The organism is Thermophagus xiamenensis, assembly GCF_900112795.1.
In the GTDB taxonomy this organism is placed as follows: domain Bacteria; phylum Bacteroidota; class Bacteroidia; order Bacteroidales; family Marinilabiliaceae; genus Thermophagus; species Thermophagus xiamenensis.
In genome coordinates this window covers 122,141-146,633 of sequence record NZ_FONA01000001.1, presented here as the reverse complement: position 1 = coordinate 146,633, position 24,493 = coordinate 122,141, and the positions used below count along the sequence as shown (strand labels likewise).

The window sequence follows — 24,493 nt, the reverse complement described above, 5'->3', positions numbered from 1 at the left end:
ATAATATTTTTTTTATGAGTAATTTTTTGCAACGTACCATTACAGGATTTCTTTTTGTTTTGGCAATAGTTATCGGACTATTATGGAATCCGCTGGCATACATGACCATATTTGCGATTGTTATTTTGCTTGGCACGTATGAATTTATTCGAATGTTAAGAGCGGTTGATGTAAACGTGAGATTATTCTGGGCAATAACTATTGGGTTGAGTTTATATTTGGGAAGTTTTGGTTTTTTTTATGCTGATATGCCGTCACAATGGATGGTAATTATTGTACCACTTGTCGGTGGGGCCTTCCTTTCTGAGTTATATTTGAATAATAAAAATTCGCTTCTTAACATAGCCACAACGTTAGTTACACCTCTATATGTGGCCTTGCCTTTTGCTTTTTTGCATCATTTGGCGTTTTTTGGGGGGAAATATAACCCTAATATGTTGATAGGTTTTTTTCTTTTGGTATGGGCCAATGATTCCGGCGCATACATTACGGGGTCGCTCTGGGGTCGACACAAATTGTTTCCAAGTGTTTCACCGGCAAAAAGTTGGGAAGGCGCAGTGGGCGGATTTTTAATTACAATTTTAGTGAGTATTGCGAGTTTTTACTATTTGGGTATTTTGAGTCTTAAAGATTGGATTGTTGTTGGAGGTTTGGTGGGAGTATTGGGGACCTATGGTGATTTGATAGAATCCATGTTGAAACGTAGTGTTAATGTAAAGGATTCAGGGAAAGTATTTCCCGGTCATGGGGGCGTGCTCGATCGGTTTGATGGAGTCTTTTTCTCTGCCCCGGCGGTAAGTTGCTACCTTTTATTTTGTTAATTTTGCACGTCTTTTTTAAACTTAATTATCTATGACTATTCACAAAGAAGGTTTTGTAATATTAACCGTTATTTTTTTGATATTGATTGGAAGTAATGCAGCTATTTATTTTTTTATGGATTCTCCTGTTTCAGTATTGAAATGGACGATTCTGTTATCATCCCTTCTGTTTGTGTTTTTTGCTGCTTTTTTTCGTAGCCCCAAACGTAGCATTTATTTGCAAGACAAAGCAATTATATCACCTGCCGACGGGAAAATAGTTGTGATTGAGGAAACTGAAGAAAATGAATTTTTGAAGGATAAATGTATACAGGTGTCTGTATTTATGTCAGTTTTTAATGTTCATATTAACTGGTTTCCCATATCGGGAATAATACGTTACGTGAAACATCATTCCGGACGTTTTAAAGCAGCTTATCTCCCCAAAGCCTCTTTCGAAAATGAGCGTACAACCATTGCAATAGAAACAAAGGAGCAAAAAAACATTGTGGTTCGTCAGGTGGCTGGTGCTCTTGCCCGTAGGATTGTTTGTTATGCCAAAGAAGGGGAATCAGTGACGCAGGGGCAACAATTAGGTTTTATTAAATTTGGTTCACGCGTTGATATTTTTCTTCCTCTTGACAGCCGAATTGATGTTAAACCCGGACAAAAGGTAAAAGGAAAACAGACTATTATCGGATGGATTGATTAATTTATATTTTGTGTTGATTTTATTGTAGTTTTATTCCCATGAATATAACATCATCAACTTGTTCCAGGTCACCCTTCCATTCATGAAAGTATTTTTGTACGGCTTTGTATTGTTCATCCATTGGAAGGTGATGAATTTCTTTTAACATCTTTTGTATACCAACTTTCATAAATTTCTTTTCTTTAGGGCCTCCAAACTGGTCGGAGAAACCATCCGAAAATAAATAAATAATATCGTTGGGATGGCATTGATATTCCATGTTTACAAATGGGGTATCACCATCGACTAATGAATCACCAATACTTCGACGATTGCCTTTATAAATAACCAATTCATTATTGAGATATAAATAAACCGGACGTTTTGCTGAGGCAACCCTTACTTTATTGGTAGTCATTTCAATATCAATTACAGAAATATCCATCCCATCATGAGTATTTTCTTTGTTTTTACTGTTTTGTAACAAAACTTTTATTTCTAAATCCAAACGTTCTAACAGGGCTGCCGGTGAATTAACATTTTCTCGCTTTACAATATCATTTAACAATGTGCTTCCAATCATTGACATGAATGCCCCAGGTACACCATGTCCGGTACAATCTGCACAGGTTAAAATAAAGTGGTTTTTGGCTTTATGGAACCAATAAAAATCTCCACTTACTATGTCGCGGGGTTGAAAAAATACGAAAGATTCTGGATAATATGATTTTAGAACACTAATTGGGGGTAAAATAGATGATTGAATGGTTTTTGCATAATTGATGCTATCAGTGATATCTCGATTTTTCTTTTCGATTAATGCTTTTTGTTCTCTAAGCCGAATGGTTTGGATGTCAACAGCTCTCTGTAGTTGTTCCTTTTGACGTTTTAATTTTTTTTCGCGTGAAATTATAATTAAATAAACGGTATAGGTCAATAGTGCAATAAAGGCCAAATAAAACCAAGGTTTTTTCCAAAATGGTGCAGCTATGGAGAAGCTTAAAGATATAGGATCCGAAACTACGCCATCGGCATTACAAGCTCTTACTTTAAGTGTATAATTACCGTTTGGGAGGAAATCATATTCCCTGAAGTTGGTTTTCCCCAAGTCGATCCAATCGGATGTTTCTTCATCAGTGCTCCGTAACAATTGGTATTGATATGTTACCTGATCTTGGTTTTTGAAACTGATGCCGATAAATTTAAATCTTAATTGGTAGTTTTTTCTATAAGGGTAAGGCAAATTTATGGGGGTACCGGGATTATAATTTTTCCCAGATATAGAAATTTGAGTAAAGTTAAGCGCAGGAGGTATTAAGTTTTTTTTGTGTTTATTAGGGAAATAATGAATAGCACCTTGGTCGCCCACAAACCATAATGTTTCATCACTGTCTTTCCAAATTTGATAAAAGTCATATCCAACACCTTGGTTGTGACCGTAAATTTCAACTTGCCCGGTATTACTATTAATCATACTTAATCCGGGATGGTGAGCCACCCATATCCGGTCATTTTTATCGGAAGAAATACTGTAACAAAAATTTTTGGCTAATCCGTTATTAACGGTAAAGTGGTGAATCGAATCATTGGCATAATGAATGACTCCCTGACCTCTGGTTGCCAACCAAATGGAACCGTCAGATGTTTGGGTCATGCCATAAACATCAACTGGCGAATCGGAAATTTTATGCATTTCGATTCGGGCATCTTTAATTTGGCATATACCACTATTTTTGGGTCCTATCCAAAGGTTATTATGGTTATCGATGTAAACAAAATTTATACTATTGTGCGGTAGCCCTCTTTCGGTAGTGAGGTGTTCGATCTGCCTTGTTTTAGTATTAATAATAAATAAACCACCGTAAGTAGCCAGGTAAACATTATCACCATGACCTTTAATGTCTCGTATTTTTAAACAAAGTTGGTTATTTGAGTAAACCCATCTGCGGAACTTTAATTCGTTTTTATTTCGGTAGAATAACCCTTTGTTTCCACTTGCTGCGAAAACCGTCCCTTCATCTGTTTGATACAATCCTGTAATTTCATCGTAGGGAATTCCTAATTCAGCATCATAATACTCAAAATTGGTTAAACAATATGGATCTGTTTTTATTAATCCTTTATCCAATCCCAACCACAAGGTGCTGTCGTGACGAAAGAGAGAAAACGATTTGTTTTTTTCGAAACCTATAGTCTCAAGATGGTAGAATACATAATACTGGTTGGTTAACAGGGTGGTTCCACCGCCATATGTGGCTATCCAATAATTGGATTCTCGGTCGCACAGTATAGCGCGTGTATAATTATTATTTAATCCGTTTTCAATGGAAAAATTGTAAGAATCAACATATTTTTGTGCATCCGGATCGAAAAATAATTTGATGACTCCATTTCCCCATGTTGCTAATAGAAGGTTTCCATTAGGCTCTTCTTCAATATCTTTTATGTTTTCCCACTGAATGTCAAATTTCAGACAAAACGAATTGTCTACAATGTGACGTGTTTCGTCGCCTCTTTCCGAGTATAAATAAAAACCGGAATCTTCTGTCCCTATCCAGTAGTCATCAATTATTCCTTTTCTTGGGTTGATACAATTTATTTTAGTAGAAGGTATTTCTGATATCTTAGTGGTGGAAACAACGGTATTTTTTTGTGATAGGGTGATACGATATAAGCCTTCTGAAGTACCAACCAAAAGGATTTTATTTCGAACTCCAAGAGAATATATGAGTTTCTGTTTTAATAGTTCATTGTTTAGTAGTTTATATTCAAGGGTGTTTGTATTAAGTTGAATCAATCCTTCGTTTTGGCAAGCGAAAAGTATGGTTTCCTTATTAAGTGTTTTGATGGCCGTAACTGGACTTTGTGTCTCAGAAATTCTAATAGGGATAAAACGGTTGTTTTGATAAAGAGTGATATCTCCGTTGTTGTGGCCTATCCATAAAGTCCCTTTATAAGATATATGAAGTGAAGTTATAAAATCGTCGGCTAATGAATCTGTTTGATTATAATTTTTAAATTCTAATCCATTATATTTTACCAATCCCTCGCCTGTTCCCATCCAAATATAGCCATTCTGGTCTTGTTCCAAAGCATAGACAAAATTTTGTGGTAACCCAACACTGGAATCAAAGGTTTGAAACCTGAAGGATTGCGCCTTGAGAAAGTAAGAATGAATATAAAACAGAACAACAATCAGTAAAGTCAATTTATTTGGTCGGGTTCCCATACGCATAATTTTATTTCTTTGGTTTGATGCCAATACTATATTTATATTTAGGAATGCCTCCGATAGGAATGCTGTAGAATGGCATCAATTCTCCATATTGGTTTTCCAGAAAAATAACCACATTATTGTCTTTTACCATAGGAGACTTTCTTTTAATTAATTGAATATCCAGGGAGCTGTTATGTTCTTCTTTGGTAATGGTATGCCGACTTTCGGTCCATTGATCATCGCCCGATGTTTTAAGTAATTCTCCGTTTTTTGCTGGAGATATGATGCGAATAAAACCATCATTATCCCAATCAAAATTACTTTGTTTTATTGCTATTACGTCAGACGTGATATATGGGTAGATATGCGATACTTCATTAACATCATTGTAGAGGCGGAATTTATATTTAAAATAGAAAGCAAAAGCGCCTTCTACAGGTCGGTTTTCATCTCTTTCGGTTGTTAAAAATAATTTATAGAGGTTTCCGTCATCTCCTGAAAGACCTTCTATTATTAGTTTAAAAATGTATCCACCATAGTCGCGAAGTAATTCTCCTTCGGTAGGGTTAAAAGGACCAAAAGTATACCAATTATTGTTATATCTTGGATTTGCATTAAAGGTTTTGGTGGCCAGTAAATTACCGCTATTGTAATTGCCTTTTAGGTTGGAACGTCGGGCATCTTCTTCTGAACATGCTCCTTGCCCGCCATATATGGAAAAACGCGTAATAGTATCCCATTCGCCTTTTGGTTCATCGATATCTTCTGAAATATCGGGGTCAAATACACGGATAAAAAAGGGATGTTCATAGGTTTCCGGCAAAGAGAAAAAAATGATTTGGCAAAAATCGTCATCACCCCATGCGGTGTCACCGTCGCCACCGAAGGTTACCAAGTAAGGAATATTTTCATCTATAGCCGGAACAGGTTGAGCTGAAAGACGATTACTGTTAAAAATTAAGTTTAATAAAAGGCAAATAACGGTTAATGTTGGTTTCATATTTCTCATCATTGAGGATCAATCACTTCTATTTCTTGGTAAAAACAAACTGTTTTGTTTTCTATTTGGGTGGAACAAATAATTTTATATCTGCCAGGTTTTTGATATTTGTACGATATTTTCGCCCCGATTGATATATCTCCTGTTCCAAAATCCCATCTAAAAAATGTATTTTCATGGGTTGGGTTAAAAGCCTGAATTGAGGCTTTCAGGTTTAAGGTTTGCCCAATTTCTATGGTGTCTGGTGCCTGAAACCATATCTGTTTTTTGGGTTCCAGTGATAAATTATACGAAGCTACAGAGAAAAGTTCTTCGTTTAACAATGTATCAATCACATTGAGTTGTATATGATATTGTCCTGGACCTGGAAAACAGTGGTCTACTTCCAAACCTTCTGCTTCGTGCCCATCTCCAAAATCCCAACGATAAATATAAGGAAGTGTATCTGATTTGAATGGGCCATTTTCGAAAAATGTAAAACAAAATTGGTCTTCTTCTATTTTCTGTAATTCGGAACATGTAAACGGGGGTATTGAAAAGGCGTAGATGTCATCACTCCCATCTCTGTCGGAGGCGAAAAATCCATGGTTATTATCTTGTTTTATATAACATGAAAAATCATTGAAAGAGGTATTGATGGGTGCGGGAAGTAGAACCGGATCGCTGTTAGGGTTTGACAAATCGATGTAGTAAATATCAAAGTTACCGATGCCTTTGTGACCGTCAGATGTAAAATAAAGCTTTCCGGATGGATGAATAAATGGGAATAACTCTCTGCCAGGGGTATTAACTTTGGGACCAATATTTTGTGGTTGACTCCATCTATTATTAACTTTTTGAGAAACATAAATGTCTGTAGCACCATATCCGTCTTCCATCTCTGCAACGAAGTACAATTGTTTTCCGTCAGGTGATAAAGCGGGATGTCCCAATGAAATATCGCCTGATATTTCAATTTGTAATTTTTCTACTTTCTGCCAGTCGACACCTACTTTTTCAATATTGTAGAGAACTAATGGTGCTGTCCTGTGCCTTTTTTTGCGATAAAACCTTAATTGCTCTGAGGGTTGAGCTGCAATTATCATTGTCCCCTTATTAGAGAAAGTTATTGGTCCTGCATCCAGAGATAATAATTTTGTTCCTGAAACCGGATTGGCTCGTCCGGTTGTGTTATCATGACGCAACGGTGCATTAAAGATGCCGTAAAGTATTTCATGATTTTGATTAAAATAGGTTACCAACAAACTAGCTCGTCGGTTAGATACAAAATATAGGGTTGAATCGTGGACAACAGGTGCAAATTCATCCGTCTCAGGGCTGCTAATTGGTAATTTTTGAATTTTTATATCCTGGCCGGCGAGAGGATTTAGCGTCAGGATTCCCCAAAAAAGAAAAAGACTAATTATTTCCTTGCAGGTCATGGGTGGCATATTTAAAAGAATTTGGGATTTAGGGTGTTTATAATATAACCAAAATCATATTGAAGGGAAATTTCGTAACTTCCATTACTGAAATTTCCTATATCAGTTAATGAATATCCATAGGAATAAGCCATTCTTAGTTGTGGCAATATCTGCCATCCTACATGAAAAACCATTTCTTCTATCGTACGGTAAGTAACTCCTCCCCAGATTCGATTATTATAAATGATAGATCCCGAAATGTCGGTCCAGTTTCCTGTTGTTTGATTAATTTTCATCAGGAATGAGGGTTGAAAGCGCCAATTCGATGAAAGATCCAACAGATAACCTCCTGTCAATAATATATCCATCCTTTTGGGAACAAATTTAGGTCCATCAAGTTTTTCAAAATCCTGAGTGAAGAATTCCGGAATTGAAGCACCACCAAATAATTTATTATTATAAAAGCTCCATCCAAATCCTGCCTGAGGGCCCGAAGATGCTTCCTGGGTGTAAAAGAGTTCATCTTGCGCGTCTTCAAGCGTTACTTCATTCCAATTTATTGAGTAACTGGTAAAACCGCCTGACAAACTGAAGGCCATCCAGGTTTGTGGATTAATATGAAATCGATATGTATAAGAGAGCGAAGCACCAAAATTTCTTTTTATGGCAAATGTTTCGTTGAAGATTTGTAAACCTACTGCCATACCTGATTTCCGAAGGGGCATATGACCGGTGAAATATTGTGCTTGAGGAGATTGAGGTAATCCTGCCCATTGTTTTCGAAAAGAACCGAATAGCGAAAGAACTTCCCGGGAACCCGCAAACGCACTGTTTATCGCGAATCGATTGTGCATGTATTGATTTATGGTCATTGCCTTTTGACCATAAGAAGGAAATATTATGAGAACAAAAATAAAAATGGAAAGGATTCTCATTATATTGGTTTTGATAGTTTTCAACAATGGTTTTGTTTTTTAAAAGCCTATGTTATTGTAAGGATTAAGATTGAGGAAATCAGCTGATTTTTGCTACTCTAATTTAATGCCTTTTGATTATCAAATAATCCTGGATAGATTCAATGTCTTTCCCTTTGAAAATAAAATAGTAAATGCCACTTTCCAATGGGGTACCGTCCATGCCTGTTCCGTCCCATCCCCGTGTCTCATTAGGAGCCTTTTGAAACTCTTTTATTCTATATACTACTTTCCCATTTTGATCAAAAACAATTAGTTCATTTTCCGGTATGTCCTCTGCACCTTTTATGTTGAAATAGTCATTTTTCCCGTCCATGTTGGGAGAAATACCGGTGTAATAAGATAAGTTTTCAAGATAGATGATGAACTGTTGGGTTTGTAAGGGGCAGACCCCGTTGTTTACGCTCCATTCCAGGGTTACCGGGCCCTCTTTGATATTAATAATAGTTGTTGTATCCAAGGGATTGACAATTTCTGCGTTCCCTGAAGAAATGCTCCATTGTCCTGTCCAGTTGCTTTTTTCAGGATATTCTAAAGGGGGTTGGGCATAAAGCGTTGTTTGGTTTGTATGGAAAAGCGTGTCAGAATTGCCATTTTTAATTTTGGCAATGGGCATTTCATCAAATCTTATAATACGATGATCACTGGCAGAACATCCTTTGTTTGATTCATTCCAGTAGATAATATGTTCGCCCCAATCTTGGGCTTCAAAAATAGTTGTATTGGGTGTGTCGCCCGGAATAAAAATTCCTGAGTCAGATGTCCATTCCCCTTCTTGTGCTTTAGCTGATAGTGGGTGGTTAAGAACAATGCTTTTAATTCCACAAACAGCCGTGTCATTTCCAGCATTAGGTGAAGGTTGAATATCCCTGACGATGGCAGAGTCGCTAATATCTTCTGGCGAAGCATAACAGCCGTTATTATCGCGTAACCACAAAAATGAAAATGTGGTTTCACCCTGTACCGGAATAGTTTCGTTGGTGGTAATAGAGGAACTACTGTTCTGAATTACAGGCGATGTTCCATCGGTAATGGAATAGTCCCATGGTCCGTTATCGCCCTGAAAACTAAGGTTGAGGATAGCTGTTTGTTCACTTGTTCCACAAACTTCAGAAGAGGTGGAAAGAGAAGCGGCAGGTGAGCCTTTCAGCAAAACATTGACTTCGTCTGTTGCCTTACAAACTCCATTTTCCTGATTGAATATTAAAACATAGCTGTCTGCATTAGTTGCGGTAAAGATGGTTTTAGGATCGTTAACGTCTAAGAGCGACCCTTCAGACGGTATAGACCAATAATAGGTGTCGGAAATGGTATCCGGAACAGCATTTAACTGGACTTTTAGACCACATGAATCAATATCAGCACCGGCGAAAGGTTTGGGAACCCCCCAGTTGGTAAACACTATTTCTTTACCCGATAGCGACTTCCATGTGCCTCCATTTGAACTATCAAAAACTTCCAAAATTTCAAATGTGCCTGTTCTTTTTGTTTCACCGTCGGGAACATCAAAAAATAAATGATATACTTCGGTGAAAACGCTGTCGATGAGGTCTTCATCGTAAATCGGGTGACTATTAGTAAATACTAATCCATTGGGATCTTTTATTTTAAAACCAAAGTAGGCATCTCCATGAAACCGGATTTTTAATTCAATGGTTATTTGTCCCGACTCGCAAACATTGATGTCTTGCGTGACAAATTCTGCATCAGGATTCTGGGAATGAGCATTGAACAGAATCCCAATAAGCAAAACTAAAGTAACCCTAATGGATATTTGGTTCTTCATTATCGTTTAAGCACTTACAAATAGCAGGCATGATGCCGGTCAGGACATTAATTTATAGATTTAACAAGACCGGTTGTATTTGGTTGATAATTTTATCCAATTTGAAAATAGTAAATTAACGTTGAAGTTGTAGAAAAAATACACGAAAGCTTTTGATTTTTACACGATTCTTGGTTTTTTTCTGACCTAAATTACTATTTGTATGGTAAAGTACTTATAATTCAACTGGGCGTTTTACTTAATTTAAACCTAAAGTTGGCTACTTTCCGAATAAAGTTTTTTGGCTAGAGGATGGTTTGCGTAATTGCAGTCGACGCCATTTGTTGTATTCACTTATAAAGACTTCTTGGAAGTTTTCTTCGGGAGCTGGTGCCGGAACCAATACAAATTTACCGTCAGGATTAATGAGATAGTATAATGGAACTGCCTGAACGTTGTAATTGTTTATGATTTCACCTTGCATGGCAATATATAAAAAGTTCCAATTAAAATTATTTTTATTCTCATTTAAAAATTGTGATGCCTTTTCATAATTTTCATCAATAACAATGGAAACTATCTCAAGATCGCGATAAAATTTATCGTGAATTTTTTTCAAAAGTTTCATGTCTTTTCGACAAGCATAATTGTCTGTATGAATGAAATTAAGATACACGAACTTTCCTTTAAAATCATTAAGGGATTTTTCCGTTCCCGAAAAGTCAGGTAGTTTGAAATTGGGAGCAGACTCACCAACCATCAATATTTTCATTCGATTATATAAAGTGCTTGCAATGTCTTTAATGGGTTCGATATTGGTTTTGTTCGCCGCTTGTTGAAATAATTGAAGCGCAGTTTTGGGGGCTAATAAATTTTCATGATAGCTTTCGTAAATTATCCAAAGAGCCAACATTTCTGCAAGGTCTGGTCTCTGAAAAAATGGGCTGGATTGTATAGAATCCACAATACTACCATATGTGATGGTTGTCTGAAAGTGATATTTGTTGAAAAACGTATGACAATAACCTGCGAAAACTTCTTTAAATGAAATCCAGTAGGCAGGCAAATTATAGAATACCGGGAATTGGGAAAAATATTTCTGAACAACATCCTGTTCTTTGTTACGACTTGCCAGTAAAGCCAGGCTTGTATAACTAAAATGTTTATGCATCCGAAAGAATTCTGACCCATTAGGGAATTCTGTTTCCAGAGAGTCTATAATGGCTTTGGCTAAGTTCTTATTCTTAGTGGTAATAAGTTTAACCGCGTAATTTCTTAGTTTGTTGCCTAAAACATGGTCAAAATCGCGAATTCGAGCATTGAGCCCTTCAGAACTTTCATTTAGAATACCTATTACAATTGGTTCAGGCTGGAAAAATGGATTTAGTTTTTGTGCCTGGGAAAGTGGTCGAAACGGAGGTAATTTTATGTGGTATTCTTTCCCGGGAACTAAATAGATATAAGCTCTGAACTGTCCAATGTCTGCAAAAGCATAAGTGGTGACGTTCAATGGGAAAGTATAATCAAAGGTTCCTTGTTCATTGATTTCTAAAGTAAAAAGTTCGCTTTGCTCTTGATTGATGAAGTTTTGAAAATGCTCGAATACCAATGCGTAGTTTTTATATTCCGGTGCGCTGCCATAAATGCGCACTGTTTGGTTTTGTCCATATAATACGGAAGTATAGATACAAACCAAAACAATTATGGGAATAACTTTGCTACGCTTCATGTGAATTATGTACAGAAAAACTTTTAATAAAAAAAATCGGCAAGATCCAATTTAATTAATGTTGGCGACTCACCCTTGCTACCTGTATCTTAATTTTGTCAGGAATAAATCGAGACGCATCTCCGCCATGTTTGAGGATGTCGCGAACAATAGACGAGTTGACCGGAGTATGTTCCGGGGAAGTGAGCAGAAAAACTGTATCTATCCCCGACATGGCTTTGTTGACTTGAGCAATGGCGCGTTCATATTCAAAGTCGGCGGCCGTCCGAATTCCTCGAAGAATAAAATTACAACCCAACTCTTTGGCAAAATCGACAGTCAATCCTTCATAGGATACTACCTCAATTCGACTTTCATCCTGAAAAACTGCTTTTATCCATTCCGTTCTTTGAGAAACGGGGAAAAAGTCTTTTTTATTGGCATTAAACCCTATGGCAATAAATATTTTGTCAAACAAGTTTAACCCTCGACGAACAATATTTTCGTGTCCTACTGTAAATGGATCAAAGGATCCCGGGAATATTGCTATTTTTTGCATGCCTGCCGTTTTCTTATATAAGTAAATAAATAATCAAAAAAAGGTATTTACCTTACCCAATTTATCAATACAGATATGGTTTAATATTTTTCAGACCGATTTTTAGGAGATTAGAAAAAATTAATGGTTGATTCAGCTGTAAAAATCAAAAAAATAAGTCAAAGCACCAATTTAATAGTCTTATATTTTGCATGTCTTCTATAAAATCTTGAAGGAGATTACTTACCAGAATTTTATTTTAGCGGCGGCAAACATAGCCATTTTCAACAGAATAAATCCGTGGGAAAAACGACTGATATTGGTATTGCCATACGTTCTCTCACGATATCTTACAGGAAGGTCAATGATTTTAAGATTGAGTTTGTATGCGCCAAATAAAAGGTCAAAATCACCAAAGGGATCAAATTCTCCAAAAAATGGGCGATTCCTGGCCAGTTGCAGGTAGTCCGACTTAAACATTACTTTGGTCCCGCACAACGTGTCTTTTACCGGTTGTTCCAATAGCCATGAAAAAGCTATACTGAAAAAATAATTGCCCAACGTATTTAATGGGCGCATGGCATTTTTTTCCATGGGATATACCAACCTGACACCGTTTATTAATTCCCCTTTTCCGCTGGCCAAAGCGTGGTAAAATCGTGGTAAATCTTCGGGTGGTACTGTTAAATCAGCATCAAGGATCATTAGAATATCTCCTGAGGCTTGTTTAAAGCCTTCCCGAACTGCATCTCCCTTCCCTTTCCCCGGTTGTCGGAAAGCTTTGATGTCATGGGTTGCGCTATACTTTTCTTTAACCTGATTGATAACCTCCCAGGTATTATCGGTAGAATTTCCCTCTACAAAAATAATTTCCAAATGTTTTCCGAAACGAGGCATTCGCTTAATAGCATTTTCGATGTTCCCAGATTCATTACGGGCAGGAATTATTACTGATACCGACAGCTGAGAGTCTTCCTGATGAGGGTTGGGTGCCGGGCGGGCAAATATATAGTTGTTAAGACTCAAATGCCTTATTAATGGTAATCGGGATAAAATACGATTAAAAAACCAGGAAATTCCGGGAATATAAAAAGGTATTAGCATATTTTTATTAACCCGGTAAGTCTCAAATCCCGAAAGGTAGAGCAAATTTTTTAGGTCGTTGGTGGAGAGCCAGTTCTGTAAAGGTGACGTGCGTTTAAGACGAAGCCATTCAGCTAATTTCAGAAAGGGTTCCCATAAACGATTATAATAGGTGACGATAATACGGGTGCGTGAATGGGAAACTTTTTGCAATTCCGAAAAAACTTTTTGCACATCAGGCAATACTCCTACCAGATTTGACATTATTATCGTATCATATTTTTCTTCCAGTTTAATATCTTCGGCCGGCATGACCTCAAACCTAATGTCTTTCCATTTTGCTCGTGCCCTTTTAATCATTTCGGGGCTGAAATCAATGCCGGTTTTATCTGTAGCTTCCAGCCCGGCAAGCAGGTCGCCCGTTGCACATCCTATTTCTAATACCTTATGGTCACGGGGAATAAAAAAATTACAATAACGCGTAATATTGTCCCAGTAATAGGCTTTTCTTCTGCGGTAACGGGACCATGTTTCTGCTGCTTGATTAAAATAGTTGAGGATATGTTCCATTGTTTTGTTCCGGTTTTATCGGGAAGTATCGTTAGACGCTTTATGTGCCTGTTGCCAGTGATTATAGTTTATTTCGAATAACCATGCAGGTTCTTCTTTCCCTACTTGCTTACGGAAAATAAACGTATTTGGATATTTTTCTTCAATATATTTCATATATCTGTGGATGGTATTAATTACCTGTCCGTTTCTGATTCTGGGATTTTTTCGTAAAGAAGCCACTATAATATGGGTTACTCCACGTTGATATAACTGGTTAATTAATGTATCTGCATTTTGCGAGTCGAAGCGGTAAATACCGTAAAATTTTTTCCCTTCTGCCATTAACCGTGCCATATTGGGCTTTCGACAGGCTACGTAACTATCGGCTGGTAATTTTTGGGAGGTGTATTCGGCCATTTTTAAGTAATTCTGCCAATCGGGTGTATATCCATAGTAGCGATCGCCTGAGAGATTTCGGAAAATGGCCTGAAAATCGGTTCGTTTAACGGTTTGGGCGGTAGATAATAATACTATTAATGCCAGTAGCAATGCAGGTAGCTTTTGTTTGGTGGCGGATGGACTGTTTTGTGTAAACGAAACAACAGTTTCTGCTAAAAACAAAAGCATAAGTGGATAAAATGGAATGATTAATCGTTCCTGATCCCATAAGGGTTGAAGCGCAACAAAAGTGGTACCTAACATAAAGGCTAAATAGATGCCTGTAAATAAAAGATGGGAATTTTGACGATAAAAACGTTTAAGTCCAATAAAGAACCACAAATACAGGAAAATTGTAATTAATGAATGTTTGGATAAAGAAAGTGCGTTTTTGAAACCGGTGAAAATAACGAAGTGTTTTGAGAGATATATGTTTGAGTTTTGAATAAATCGCAGAATGAAGCCTCCAAAAGTTTCCTTTCCCTGGGATGAATCGTATGGATGTTTCATTAATAGTGACTGCAGCTGAGCGCTGCTATTGCCGGTGCTTCCCCAAAAGAGTTCTTTTAGTCCGATATATATAAACAACAATATTATAAAATTTAACGTGACTAATAAAGCTGTTTTGTTCTGTTTCTTTATTAATAAGAACAGTATTAAAGCCGGGAGAGCTGCAATGGCAACGGTTCGGGTGAGAAATAATATGAGAAGTAAACCAGCTAGGAATAGTGTTGATTGAAACGGTATCGGATTTTTACCTAACTGATCTGTGAGCTTGAAAATATATAAAATAAATATACTTTGAAGCATCATGAAAAATGCTTCTGAATAGGTCTGACTGCCAAAATATAATAGGTGGTAGTTTACAATTAACGCAAATAACCCTCCCCAAAGCGTAATTCGTGAAACGTATTTTGAAGCAGCCCTAAATAAAACAATTATTGCCAGGGTTAGAAATATCCATGAACTTAATTTTAGCACCGCAAGCTTTAGTCCAAACAGGAAAATAAGGCCTGATAAAAAAATGGGATAAATGGGCCCTTGGTATTCCGGAAATTTTCCTTCTTCTATGAAAGATAAAGCACGAATGATGTAGGTGCTGTCGTCACCCCCTTCGCTTATTCTAAGGTTAAAAGTGAAGAAACTAAAAAAAGCATAAGTAAGTATTGCTATTAATAATATTAGTGAACCTTTGGAAGAAATCCAGTTTTCACTATTTTCCCACCATGAGGCAGGAATTTTTTTTTGAGAGTTTTTTTTGACCATGGTGCTCCCAATTAATGTTATAGTTTGTCAAAATTAAAAACTTATTAATATTTTAAGTAGGAATTAGGATAATAATTCTTTTATTTTGATAGTTGGCCATTATTAGTTTAAGTATTGTTGTGTGTCTACTAAGTCTTGGCTTAGAGGTAATTGTTTATCTCTTAAATTGATTTGTTATCTTTAAGATTACGGGCATTTTCCCCTTTTTTGAAGTTTTTAAAAGATGGAAAACAGGGGATAATTGTTTACTTTTTGGAATGTTTTTTTGCCATGACACTCACATTTAATGTGATTGGTTTGTCAAAAATAAAAACTTCTTTTTTATTAATTAGGCGTTGGCTAAGAATCTTTGAAAGTATCCGATAGAGGAATCTGTCTAAGATGCCCCGGGAGCTGTGTCTGATGAAGCAACGAAACGTCATCCCGCTGGTTGCCGCCGGAAACTCAGGTCCGCCTCCTTAACCCCGGCAAAAAAGTCCGTTACGATAATTTAGGATAAACAAGTCTGCAAAAAGGTCTCAGGGTTTCTCATAAACCTCTCAGGGTTTCTCATAAACCCCTCAGGGTTTCTCATAAACCTCTCAGGGTTTCTCATAAACCCCTCAGGGTCTCTCATAAACCCCTCAGGGTTTCTCATAAACCCCTCAGGGTCTCTCATAAACCTCTCAGGGTTGATCATAAGCCCCTTAAGGTCTCTCATAAACCTCTTAAGGTTGCTCATAAGCCCCTTAAGACCGATCATAAGAGTATTCACGAAACGGTGGCTCTTTTTTTTTAACAGAAGCCAGAGGGCAGAAGCCAGAGGCTAGAAGTCAGAAGCCAGAAGGGGGACTAGCGCTCAGGATGGCAAAGAGCATGGGGCAAGGCGCAAGGGGTATCTTACATCTAACAATCTACTGGGTTGATGGTAAAAGGGTGGGTTGGTGTAGGGTGAAATGGTGAAGGGTGGAATGGTGCAGGGCCCGGAGTTTCTTGCCGACATCTTAACTCCTTGGTGCAACAGGCTTTCCCCGGCAGACTCCATCCGCTTACCGCAATATGCATTTGGAATTTTGGTTTTACAAAATGTAATATGGCTGTTTTGGGGTTGGGCTGGAAAGGGGGAAGGTTACAGTCTGATTTTAAGCTGTCCGGTTTACGGGGAAGGTTACATAAAGGGTGAGTCTACACTGTAAGTCCATAATAATCGGTTGTAGTTCTACCGGGATGTAATTCAAACTGGAGTAATCGGTAGGGGCGTGCTGAGCGCTCATACTCCTATATATTGTAGGTAGTTTTTATTTCAATCTTCCTCCATTATCTTTAAAGTCAATTAAGAGGTTATGTATTCTATAAATTTCTTCAATAATTGGAAGTATCACAATTTCTTTTTCGAGACAAATGAACTTAAACTCATTAATTACATATGCTCTAAAAACAAAAGTCACTTCGTCTAATTCATTGGAATTAAAAACCACTCTAGATGGTATAAAATTACCTGCAATTGGTTTGGATAAATATATATCTAACTTTTCATCAAAGTGTTCAGCATAGTCACGGACATATCGATGTTTTAAAACATTATCTTGTTTGATTTGAAGAGATTCTCTTAGTTTCTCACCTCTCAGTTTATGAATTTTACTTTTTGGTCCCTTATAACGAGATGGAAATAGATATCTTGAAATGGCTGCACCTTGATTGATGATGTTTTCGGCTAAGTCAATTAATATATCTGGGTTTTGCTCAAATAATTTCTGGTCAGTTATGACTTTATCTAAAAGTTCATAATCTGATATTGCCGTCTTAGTCTTAGTTAAAAGACTTTCAATATAAAATATTTCATAGGGAGGCCATATTTTCCATATCTCTTGTCCTTTCATAACTGTTTTATTCAATTTCTTTTAAAGTTGCAATTAATTTAGGTGCAATATCTTTGACAAATTTTATTTGTTTTTCAGATATGTCTTCTCCGTGGATTCCATAATTCGCAATTGCTATTACTTCTCTAAGTGGGATAGTAAACATCTTTTGTTATAATCCGATTGTCTGTTAAATCTCTCAATATTGAAATTGCTGAGGTTCTTCTTTTTTCTTGGTTATTGCCTATTGAATATTCCCAAATTCGTCTTAACTCGGTTTCTATTCGAAATCGAGTCGCAAATAGAAACTGATTAGATTCAGGAACATTAAATGTGTTTTGAGGTTCTGTTTGAGAAGTTATCCCTTTGTTTTTGAGTATGTTGTCAAGTATTTTAGAATACTTATCTTCTAATTCTTGTATTTTATTATCAGCAGTTGGTGTCAGATTTATTGTCGGGTTAAAAGTGTTTTTATTACTAATCTCATTTTTAACTTCGTTAATCTGACTTTTAAGCTCGTCTATTGATTGTTTAAGCTTAATACCAAATATATTTATCTCTTGAAATAATGGAGCTAACATTAAAGCAACCCAAATTATAAATACGAAAATATCAAATGGAACAGATTTTCCTGAAATTATGTCTTCGTTTCTTAAAAGAAGTGTTCGTGTGGTAATTCCGATTAGAATAATCCACCAAACTACCTTTAACCAATTCGGTATTTTCATATACTGTTATTTTTATTTTGCAATTACCTATAACGTTTAGTATATGCAAAGTAGGCGATTGCGGGCTTCAAACTTATCAAACCGCTACAATTTTGAAGCGGGCTACAACCCTTGAATTTACTACTATCTCGGGTATTATTTTTATACATTGTTATAGCCTGAATTTTGATTATTTGTCATTTGTTTTAATTGATTTGTCTAGTTTTATTTCTTTGGGTTTTATTTCTTTTAATGGAGAATCAAATGCATAAGGGACTTTCCCTGAAGGAACAACTTTTGAGGATTTTGTCAGGTGAACATCTTGGTCATCAAAGAAAATATGTGCTCCAAAAGCTTTTAGTATTTTATCTTTTGAAAGTCCGCCTAAAAAATATGCTTCATCAACATATACTCCCCATTTTCGTAATGTCTTAATCACTCTCATGTGAGAAGGTGCATTTCTTGCTGTAACAATTGCAATTCTCAATGGAGAAAGCTCTATTGTTGTAGTTAGTTCCTCTTGAATCTTAGAAAGTTTGATTAATAATGTGGCAAATGGACCTTCTCCTAATGGTTCGTCTTCATGTTCTGACTCATATTGATGAAAGGCAGCCATTCCTTCTTTTTTGTATCTAGCCTCTGACTCATCAGAAAAAAGTACAGCATCTGCGTCAAAAGCAATTTTAACTCTATTATCTAAAGGTTTAAATTCCGTTGGCGGCTCATAAATATATGCTGCAGCACAACTTTTTGAATCAATCACTGCTTGTACGTCTTTTGCATCTTTACTTAAAAATAAGTCAATATCAAATGCATCTATGAATGGAGATAATGGTTCACCACCACTAAGAGCTATTCTTGTGATATCTAGTTTATGTTTCCTTAGTGAATTCATTATTCTTACACCAGTCTCTGGACTATTACGAGACATGACTACAACTTCAACAATTCTCTTTTTAGAAATCTTATTCAAATGCAACAAACTCTGAACCAAATAGAATGCTGTGCCTGGATCTAAAATTTTGTCCTCATGTTCTTGTTGATACTTTCGATAACCGACAATTCCTTCTTCTTCAAAAATCTTATTTTCAATTTCGAGGTTGAAAAGTGCTCTACTTGAGACTCCTATAACTAAAATATCTGAAAAATCAATAGGCATGCTGTCTTAATTTATTTTGGCTATAACGGATTGCGGTACGAAATCGTTGGGGATTGCGGGCTACTTACCTGTCCAGTTTCACCGAACTTGATGCGCGGCAGAATGTATGAATAACCACCCAAGCCCCAATGTTTTACGTGTGTTAGTATTTTGTTGTTTTTTATCTTTTTAAAAGGTTTACTTTTCTTAAATTCCTTTTTAGTCTAATAATATCGTAATTGATACGAATTAAAATATAAACACTTACTCCACCTACAAAATATGCAAAATTGTCCCAATATGGATTCAGGTCAAATACTTGCAATAAAGCTGCAATTAAAATCAATATTGCAGGAAGTCCTGTTATGTAGAGATATTTATTTCGGTTATTAAATTTTGAAATTAAGAATTCTAAGTCATGATTAAGTTTATCGTCAAAGTCAATTTTTAAATCTTTAATTTCTTTGTAATGTTTCTTTAGTATTAATTCAATAAATCCAAATGGTGCCCTAATTGATAGAGACATTGTCATCAATACTAGAAGTCCAGATTTTTCCCAATTACCACTTATAATCGAGTTAACATGAAATGAAGTCAACCCTGAAGCTAAAATTGAAAAAGCAAGTAAAACCATCATAAGTCCATAATCAAGCAATGAGGTGTATTTAAGAGCTTTAAACCTTTTTTCTTCCGTTTTTCCTTTCCAGTTATAAATAGATTTAAATCTTTCTATAATTTGAATTCTTTCTGTTACCTGATTTGTCATTATCTAACTTTTTTAGTTTTAAGGTAGTCTGTCTTTACAATAAATGCTAACGGAAAATTATAAGTTATGTGGCGGCTTTCGAGCTGAATCTCTGTCCGAATACAGACAGAGCCAAAATGCGGAAAGCCGCAGTTGGCATGGCACAGAAGCCGCCATAGAATTTATAAAATGTTATGGGTTGTAATTATTTTTCATTTAAATATTCAATATACATAAAAGGACTAAATTCAATGGGATTCTCTCTCGAAAAGTATTTTACTTTGGCCTCCTTTATAATTTTCCCATTTTTCGTCCAACGAACATTCCAATTTACATTACATGGTTGTATTATCGGATATATAAGTTTGTTATTCTCCATTTTAATTTCCCAAATCCAACGTGGCTCTTTTTTATTTGCTTGATATGGTTCAACATCCCATAATTCAATTTTATTTAAGTCATTAGATTTATCTGTCGGTTTACAAGAATCAATTAATGGTTTATAAAAAGTGAGCTTTGATTCAGAATAACCTCTTATTGGAAATTGAATAAAACCCATTTTTCGCCAAAACTTTTCAGATTCTTTTGGTTCACAGAAAAGTTTAATTGCAAGAGAACCTCTTTCTTTAAATGATTTCTCAATTTTATCGTAGAAGATTTTTCCTAATCCTTTTCTCCTAAATTCTGGATGTATTTCCAATATATCAATCTCAGTATAAATCTCTCTTTGACTCCATACGACAAAACCAATAATCTTTTCATTTAATTCAAAACTTATGACTTCATTTTTATGATATGATCTTTCGATAATATTCCAGTTACAATAAAATCCGTCGTCATATTTTTTACTCTCATCTAGCAGCCAGTTTTCAATCTCTTTTAAGTCAGATTCCGAAGGCTCTAAATTTATTTTATAATCCTCTTTCATAAGTAGGTAGTTTCATTTATTTATAACCCATAACGGATGGCGGTATGAGACGTTGCGCATTTCAAAGCACAAACTTATCGGCCCGATAAGTCGTTGATTAAATGTTATTTCGTTCAAATATACCACTATCCGAGCAATGTTTTATGACCGCGTGTTGTACGTTATTGTTTTGTCTAAATGGTTAAAATTATAAATGTATCTGAATCATTTTCCTTTTTTAAAATGCCACCTAGCCTAATGTCCAATTTTTGATGTTGATATATTGGCGAAATAGCTACACACTTATTGTATCCCAATAGTTCTTTAATTTGATTTAAATATGGATTATACTTTAATAATGTTTTGCAAACAAGGGTATTAGGTTGAGAATTGACTAAAACATTCATGTTCAGCTTCATGTGTTCATTAACAATCTCTGCATTCCATGCTGCATTGTTCAAAAAACCTAAATCTATTTCAAATGCTCCACTATGGTCCAATGGAAAATTTGGTTCAATAATCTTTACTCTATTATTATCATTCACTACAGGTATTTCCCCAATCATATGATGCAATCCGTTAAATTCGGATTTTCTAAACCACAAAATCATATCAAGCTTTTCGGTAACATCATTAACTCTATGAATATATTCACCATTCTTATTATTTGGTGGATTCGCATAAGCTAAGTTTCCTAAATACACGTAATATTCAAAAGGAGTGCCATCAAATATTTCTTTGCAATCAACTATTTCTTCTGATTCAATGGTTTCTTCATTTATACAATCCTTATAACGGATTATATTTCCTTGAACTATTGGTTCCCATAGTTTAATGTTATCTAAATCAGTTCTTCTACTACCTACTCCATGAGGATTGTAGTAATTTTGAGGTTGTCCTCCCTTTCTTTTTGGAAACTTCCACAATAAACTACCATCCTGATGATAACTTAATTCCGCATATGACCTAATTTCTATATTGTCAGGATAAGAATTGTCATCAGGTGAAAAGATTATAGATTTTCCTTTGTTTGGAAAGTTGAAAATAAACTTTAAGTTATCATTATCACCATAATTTATGCACTTAAAAAGAAATCTTTTTGCTCCTTTATTATCAATAAAGAATACGGATTTATTGAATTTAGTTTTACTCATCTATCTTGGTTTCTCAATAACGCACAACGTATGTATAAATGCAAATTGTGTTTATATCTATTTTGTCTATATTTGTTTAATTGTCAGTTGTTGAGTTGTTTATGTTCTGTAATTTGGTCTAAAGGGCTTTTTATATTTGCAAGAGTTCGTTTGCTTACGTGTGTGTAAATTTCTGTTGTGGTACTCGAACATGACCTAAAACGTTTACGCGGTATGGTGCGTAGCTTGTATTGCACCTGCGGCAAGCTATGCACTATGACCGCTTGTTGAACTAAATCCCTACGCGACAGCCCATACCAAAAATAGCATAAATTATTTTAGTTACAAATGGTAGTATCTGAATTATTCACCTTAAAATAATACAGTTATGAGATGAAAGACAGGCTTAACGATTGTTGAGCCGGCCATGGTACTTGTTCCTGAATTTAAAGCCGGAGCATAAGATGGAGCTTCGTGGTCAGAGCGGAAGTACGCAAGACAATTACATCCGGCGCATTGCCTTGTTTGTTTTTCATTTTGAGAAAAGACTACCGGGATAGGGTACAAAAAAACGGTACCACTCAAAGGAGAAGAGTTTCTGCGTCGATTCTGTTTGCATGTCATGCCGGATGGTTACGTACGCCGCCGGTCCGGTATTGTATCGCCTGAAAGGTGGGTTCTAAGCCAAAAAGGAGCTAATCTTTAACTTTTGAGTTACAACAAGCACTCTTTTTTGAAGCCCCAAAGGTTAAAAACAGCACAATGCAAGTAGGCGCATTCTTTCCCGAAAACATAAAAAACGACTGTAAGGCCATAATATTCAGTTGTAGTCTGCCGGGATGTAGTTTAATCTGGGGTAATCGGTAGGGGCGTGGTGAGTGCTCATAGTCCTATATATTGGCTGGCGTAATTTTCTTTTAGTTTATTATTTATTTCATCCAATGTCTGAGTTGATTTCTCTATGTCACCAATAGTTATTGTTGGCATTTCGTGTTTTTTGGCTTTGTTGCAATGTATTACCAATTCTTTACATTGAAACCAATATTTAGTTGAATCATAAACGGAAAGAATCCACTGTTCCCTTTAGTGTCAAAGTAATATGCTGGACCGACATCAAAGAGAAGGTGCATTTTATTATATGCTCTTTGAATTCCCCAAGTTGGACCAAACTCAAAACTAATATCGTCATATCTGTATATGTTCTTTGATTTAAACTCTTTAAAGCTTGTTAATAGCCTTAGACTCCAAAAATTTCCTGAATTATAATCAAGTGTTTTTCCTTTTAAGTCTCTATTCTTTCTGTTATATATCTTCTTGTAAGCTAAATCAACAAATGGAGAAATGAAATAAGTAACTCCGGTTGTTGTGATATTCAGGTTTTTATTGCTTCCATGTATTCCAATTCCAGAGTTTATTGATAATGTTGATTTCATTGAAATAGGCGTTTCCAATTCAAGTCCCGGGTTTAGTGCGTTAATTCTAAATACGCTTGTTAATTCATTACTAGTTTCTTGTCCTTTTGCTATTAAACTAATAAAAATGACAAATAATAATGCTGTTCTCTTCATTAATAGGTTATTTATAGATTAAATTTTTTCTGTTATGTACTTTGCATGAATGCCAACGGTTACGCGGTATGGTGCGTAGCTTGTGTTGCGCCTGCGGCAGGCTATGCACTATGACCGCTTGTGTGTGCCCTACATGAGCAGCAGCGCACCCACACTCGAAGTTTTAGAAAAGATTAAAAATACAAATTTTTTCAAGGAGGCATAGAGTGGGGGAGTATTTTTTTTCGGAGAGTGTAAGTCTCTTATGGAAGAGGGTTTACATCTATCTTCGGGACAACCTGAAACTTTCTGTAAACAGGGAGAAGAGTGGCAAACGTCGTCCTGCCCGGTTACAGATTTTAGGTTATGGTTTTGTCCCGGTTCCCAAACGCAGAGACGTAATGACGCAGAGGAGACGGCGAGTCCCACCCACAACATATTTCTGTTTATTTCCACTTATATCCATTTATATCCAGCCCCGCCCTCAGGAAAAGTGGTATATGTCAACTTTAGATTTCCGCCAATAGTTGATTCAGTTTCGTTGTCCTGGATATTGGCAACCTTTTGATGATTATTAATATTCTCCGACCTTTATGAGAAGGTATCCGACCTTTGTGAGAAGGTTTCCGACCTTTATGCGAAGCGTTCCGACCTTTGTGCGAGGGTCTCCGACCTTTGTGCGAAGTGTTCCGACCTTTGTGCGAGGGTCTCCGACCTTTGTGCGAGGGTTTCCGACCTTTGTGCGAAGTGTTCTGACCTTTATGCGAAGTGTTCCGACCTTTGTGCGAGGGTTTCCGACCTTTATGCGAAGTGTTCCGACCTTTGTGCGAAGCGTTCCGACCTTTGTGAGAGGGCTTCCGACCTTTATGCAGACTTTCAACTCCGAAATTATCGAGAATATTAGGGAGTATTAATTATAATTTATTTAACTCATTGTCCGAATGGAACTTAAAGTTAGTGATTAGTAATTAGTGATTAGTAATTAGTGATTAGTCGTTAGTAGTTAGTAATTAGTGGTTAGTCATTAGTTATTAGTTAATCAA

19 protein-coding genes and 1 pseudogene are annotated in these 24,493 nt (G+C 36.1%); 3 read left to right on the top strand and 17 right to left on the bottom strand.

The features are described 5' to 3' along the window. Nucleotides 1-14 precede the first annotated feature (14 nt). The gene (locus tag BM130_RS00565; protein WP_010526976.1) at nucleotides 15-821 is read left to right on the top strand and encodes a phosphatidate cytidylyltransferase; all 807 of its coding nucleotides are present in this window, start codon (nucleotides 15-17) and stop codon (nucleotides 819-821) included. Nucleotides 822-852: 31 nt separating this feature from the next. Continuing rightward, on the top strand, nucleotides 853-1,512 hold the full coding sequence (locus BM130_RS00560) for a phosphatidylserine decarboxylase family protein (RefSeq protein WP_010526977.1): 660 nt from the start codon (nucleotides 853-855) through the stop codon (nucleotides 1,510-1,512). A 19-nt stretch (nucleotides 1,513-1,531) separates the two neighbouring features. Here the strand turns inward: BM130_RS00560 and BM130_RS00555 are convergent, their stop codons facing one another. The 16 genes from BM130_RS00555 to BM130_RS00475 form a co-directional block, all read right to left on the bottom strand. Then, nucleotides 1,532-4,726, bottom strand: a complete 3,195-nt coding sequence (locus BM130_RS00555) for a ligand-binding sensor domain-containing protein (RefSeq protein ID WP_254771970.1) — start codon at nucleotides 4,724-4,726, stop codon at nucleotides 1,532-1,534. 4 nt (nucleotides 4,727-4,730) lie between these two features. After that, entirely contained in the window at nucleotides 4,731-5,708 is a 978-nt protein-coding gene (locus tag BM130_RS00550; protein WP_029626523.1) for a hypothetical protein, read from the bottom strand. Between the two features lie 8 nt (nucleotides 5,709-5,716). After that, nucleotides 5,717-7,129: a PKD domain-containing protein gene (locus BM130_RS00545; protein ID WP_029626524.1), complete on the bottom strand. Its 1,413-nt coding sequence runs from the start codon at nucleotides 7,127-7,129 to the stop codon at nucleotides 5,717-5,719. 11 nt (nucleotides 7,130-7,140) lie between these two features. Beyond that, complete coding sequence (locus BM130_RS00540) at nucleotides 7,141-8,046, bottom strand: PorP/SprF family type IX secretion system membrane protein (protein ID WP_010526981.1); 906 nt, start codon at nucleotides 8,044-8,046, stop codon at nucleotides 7,141-7,143. A 103-nt stretch (nucleotides 8,047-8,149) separates the two neighbouring features. Next, nucleotides 8,150-9,871, bottom strand: a complete 1,722-nt coding sequence (locus BM130_RS00535; protein ID WP_074964210.1) for a T9SS type B sorting domain-containing protein — start codon at nucleotides 9,869-9,871, stop codon at nucleotides 8,150-8,152. A gap of 259 nt (nucleotides 9,872-10,130) precedes the next feature. Further along, the gene (locus BM130_RS00530) at nucleotides 10,131-11,579 is read right to left on the bottom strand and encodes a TlpA family protein disulfide reductase (RefSeq protein WP_010526983.1); all 1,449 of its coding nucleotides are present in this window, start codon (nucleotides 11,577-11,579) and stop codon (nucleotides 10,131-10,133) included. A 55-nt stretch (nucleotides 11,580-11,634) separates the two neighbouring features. Next, complete coding sequence (gene coaD / locus BM130_RS00525) at nucleotides 11,635-12,117, bottom strand: pantetheine-phosphate adenylyltransferase (protein ID WP_010526984.1); 483 nt, start codon at nucleotides 12,115-12,117, stop codon at nucleotides 11,635-11,637. Nucleotides 12,118-12,339: 222 nt separating this feature from the next. Next, nucleotides 12,340-13,749 (bottom strand): bifunctional class I SAM-dependent methyltransferase/glycosyltransferase family 2 protein, encoded by a 1,410-nt coding sequence (locus tag BM130_RS00520; protein WP_010526985.1) that lies wholly within the window; start codon nucleotides 13,747-13,749, stop codon nucleotides 12,340-12,342. A gap of 15 nt (nucleotides 13,750-13,764) precedes the next feature. Beyond that, nucleotides 13,765-15,435 (bottom strand): glycosyltransferase family protein, encoded by a 1,671-nt coding sequence (locus BM130_RS00515; RefSeq protein WP_010526986.1) that lies wholly within the window; start codon nucleotides 15,433-15,435, stop codon nucleotides 13,765-13,767. A 490-nt stretch (nucleotides 15,436-15,925) separates the two neighbouring features. Further along, nucleotides 15,926-16,135, bottom strand: coding sequence for a hypothetical protein (locus BM130_RS00510; protein ID WP_175560413.1), 210 nt, complete (start codon nucleotides 16,133-16,135; stop codon nucleotides 15,926-15,928). 577 nt (nucleotides 16,136-16,712) lie between these two features. Next, on the bottom strand, nucleotides 16,713-17,294 hold the full coding sequence (locus BM130_RS00500; protein WP_010526989.1) for a hypothetical protein: 582 nt from the start codon (nucleotides 17,292-17,294) through the stop codon (nucleotides 16,713-16,715). A gap of 125 nt (nucleotides 17,295-17,419) precedes the next feature. Then, the gene (locus BM130_RS00495) at nucleotides 17,420-18,001 is read right to left on the bottom strand and encodes a hypothetical protein (RefSeq protein WP_074964207.1); all 582 of its coding nucleotides are present in this window, start codon (nucleotides 17,999-18,001) and stop codon (nucleotides 17,420-17,422) included. 169 nt (nucleotides 18,002-18,170) lie between these two features. Further along, nucleotides 18,171-19,139: a 5'-nucleotidase gene (locus BM130_RS00490; protein ID WP_074964206.1), complete on the bottom strand. Its 969-nt coding sequence runs from the start codon at nucleotides 19,137-19,139 to the stop codon at nucleotides 18,171-18,173. 160 nt (nucleotides 19,140-19,299) lie between these two features. Then, nucleotides 19,300-19,884 carry a hypothetical protein gene (locus BM130_RS00485; RefSeq protein ID WP_010527242.1) on the bottom strand — a complete coding sequence of 195 codons (585 nt, stop codon included), beginning with the start codon at nucleotides 19,882-19,884 and terminating at the stop codon, nucleotides 19,300-19,302. Nucleotides 19,885-20,068: 184 nt separating this feature from the next. Beyond that, nucleotides 20,069-20,791 carry a GNAT family N-acetyltransferase gene (locus tag BM130_RS00480; protein ID WP_010527243.1) on the bottom strand — a complete coding sequence of 241 codons (723 nt, stop codon included), beginning with the start codon at nucleotides 20,789-20,791 and terminating at the stop codon, nucleotides 20,069-20,071. A 173-nt stretch (nucleotides 20,792-20,964) separates the two neighbouring features. Beyond that, nucleotides 20,965-21,924 carry a hypothetical protein gene (locus BM130_RS00475; protein ID WP_010527244.1) on the bottom strand — a complete coding sequence of 320 codons (960 nt, stop codon included), beginning with the start codon at nucleotides 21,922-21,924 and terminating at the stop codon, nucleotides 20,965-20,967. A 522-nt stretch (nucleotides 21,925-22,446) separates the two neighbouring features. On the opposite strand from BM130_RS00475, the pseudogene BM130_RS15865 reads away from it, so the two are divergent. Continuing rightward, nucleotides 22,447-22,561: pseudogene (locus BM130_RS15865) on the top strand (transposase); the annotation flags it as partial. Nucleotides 22,562-22,919: 358 nt separating this feature from the next. Here the strand turns inward: BM130_RS15865 and BM130_RS00470 are convergent. Beyond that, nucleotides 22,920-23,471, bottom strand: coding sequence for a hypothetical protein (locus BM130_RS00470; protein WP_010527245.1), 552 nt, complete (start codon nucleotides 23,469-23,471; stop codon nucleotides 22,920-22,922). Nucleotides 23,472-24,493: the final 1,022 nt, after the last annotated feature.

Coding starts and splice junctions, on each gene's coding strand:
- BM130_RS00565 (WP_010526976.1), top strand. CDS start 15: ATGAGTAATTTTTTGCAACGTACCATTACAGGATTTCTTTTTGTTTTG.
- BM130_RS00560 (WP_010526977.1), top strand. CDS start 853: ATGACTATTCACAAAGAAGGTTTTGTAATATTAACCGTTATTTTTTTG.
- BM130_RS00555 (WP_254771970.1), bottom strand. CDS start 4,726: ATGCGTATGGGAACCCGACCAAATAAATTGACTTTACTGATTGTTGTT.
- BM130_RS00550 (WP_029626523.1), bottom strand. CDS start 5,708: ATGAAACCAACATTAACCGTTATTTGCCTTTTATTAAACTTAATTTTT.
- BM130_RS00545 (WP_029626524.1), bottom strand. CDS start 7,129: ATGACCTGCAAGGAAATAATTAGTCTTTTTCTTTTTTGGGGAATCCTG.
- BM130_RS00540 (WP_010526981.1), bottom strand. CDS start 8,046: ATGAGAATCCTTTCCATTTTTATTTTTGTTCTCATAATATTTCCTTCT.
- BM130_RS00535 (WP_074964210.1), bottom strand. CDS start 9,871: ATGAAGAACCAAATATCCATTAGGGTTACTTTAGTTTTGCTTATTGGG.
- BM130_RS00530 (WP_010526983.1), bottom strand. CDS start 11,579: ATGAAGCGTAGCAAAGTTATTCCCATAATTGTTTTGGTTTGTATCTAT.
- coaD (WP_010526984.1), bottom strand. CDS start 12,117: ATGCAAAAAATAGCAATATTCCCGGGATCCTTTGATCCATTTACAGTA.
- BM130_RS00520 (WP_010526985.1), bottom strand. CDS start 13,749: ATGGAACATATCCTCAACTATTTTAATCAAGCAGCAGAAACATGGTCC.
- BM130_RS00515 (WP_010526986.1), bottom strand. CDS start 15,435: ATGGTCAAAAAAAACTCTCAAAAAAAAATTCCTGCCTCATGGTGGGAA.
- BM130_RS00510 (WP_175560413.1), bottom strand. CDS start 16,135: ATGAGAGACCTTAAGGGGCTTATGATCAACCCTGAGAGGTTTATGAGA.
- BM130_RS00500 (WP_010526989.1), bottom strand. CDS start 17,294: ATGAAAGGACAAGAGATATGGAAAATATGGCCTCCCTATGAAATATTT.
- BM130_RS00495 (WP_074964207.1), bottom strand. CDS start 18,001: ATGAAAATACCGAATTGGTTAAAGGTAGTTTGGTGGATTATTCTAATC.
- BM130_RS00490 (WP_074964206.1), bottom strand. CDS start 19,139: ATGCCTATTGATTTTTCAGATATTTTAGTTATAGGAGTCTCAAGTAGA.
- BM130_RS00485 (WP_010527242.1), bottom strand. CDS start 19,884: ATGACAAATCAGGTAACAGAAAGAATTCAAATTATAGAAAGATTTAAA.
- BM130_RS00480 (WP_010527243.1), bottom strand. CDS start 20,791: ATGAAAGAGGATTATAAAATAAATTTAGAGCCTTCGGAATCTGACTTA.
- BM130_RS00475 (WP_010527244.1), bottom strand. CDS start 21,924: ATGAGTAAAACTAAATTCAATAAATCCGTATTCTTTATTGATAATAAA.
- BM130_RS00470 (WP_010527245.1), bottom strand. CDS start 23,471: ATGAAGAGAACAGCATTATTATTTGTCATTTTTATTAGTTTAATAGCA.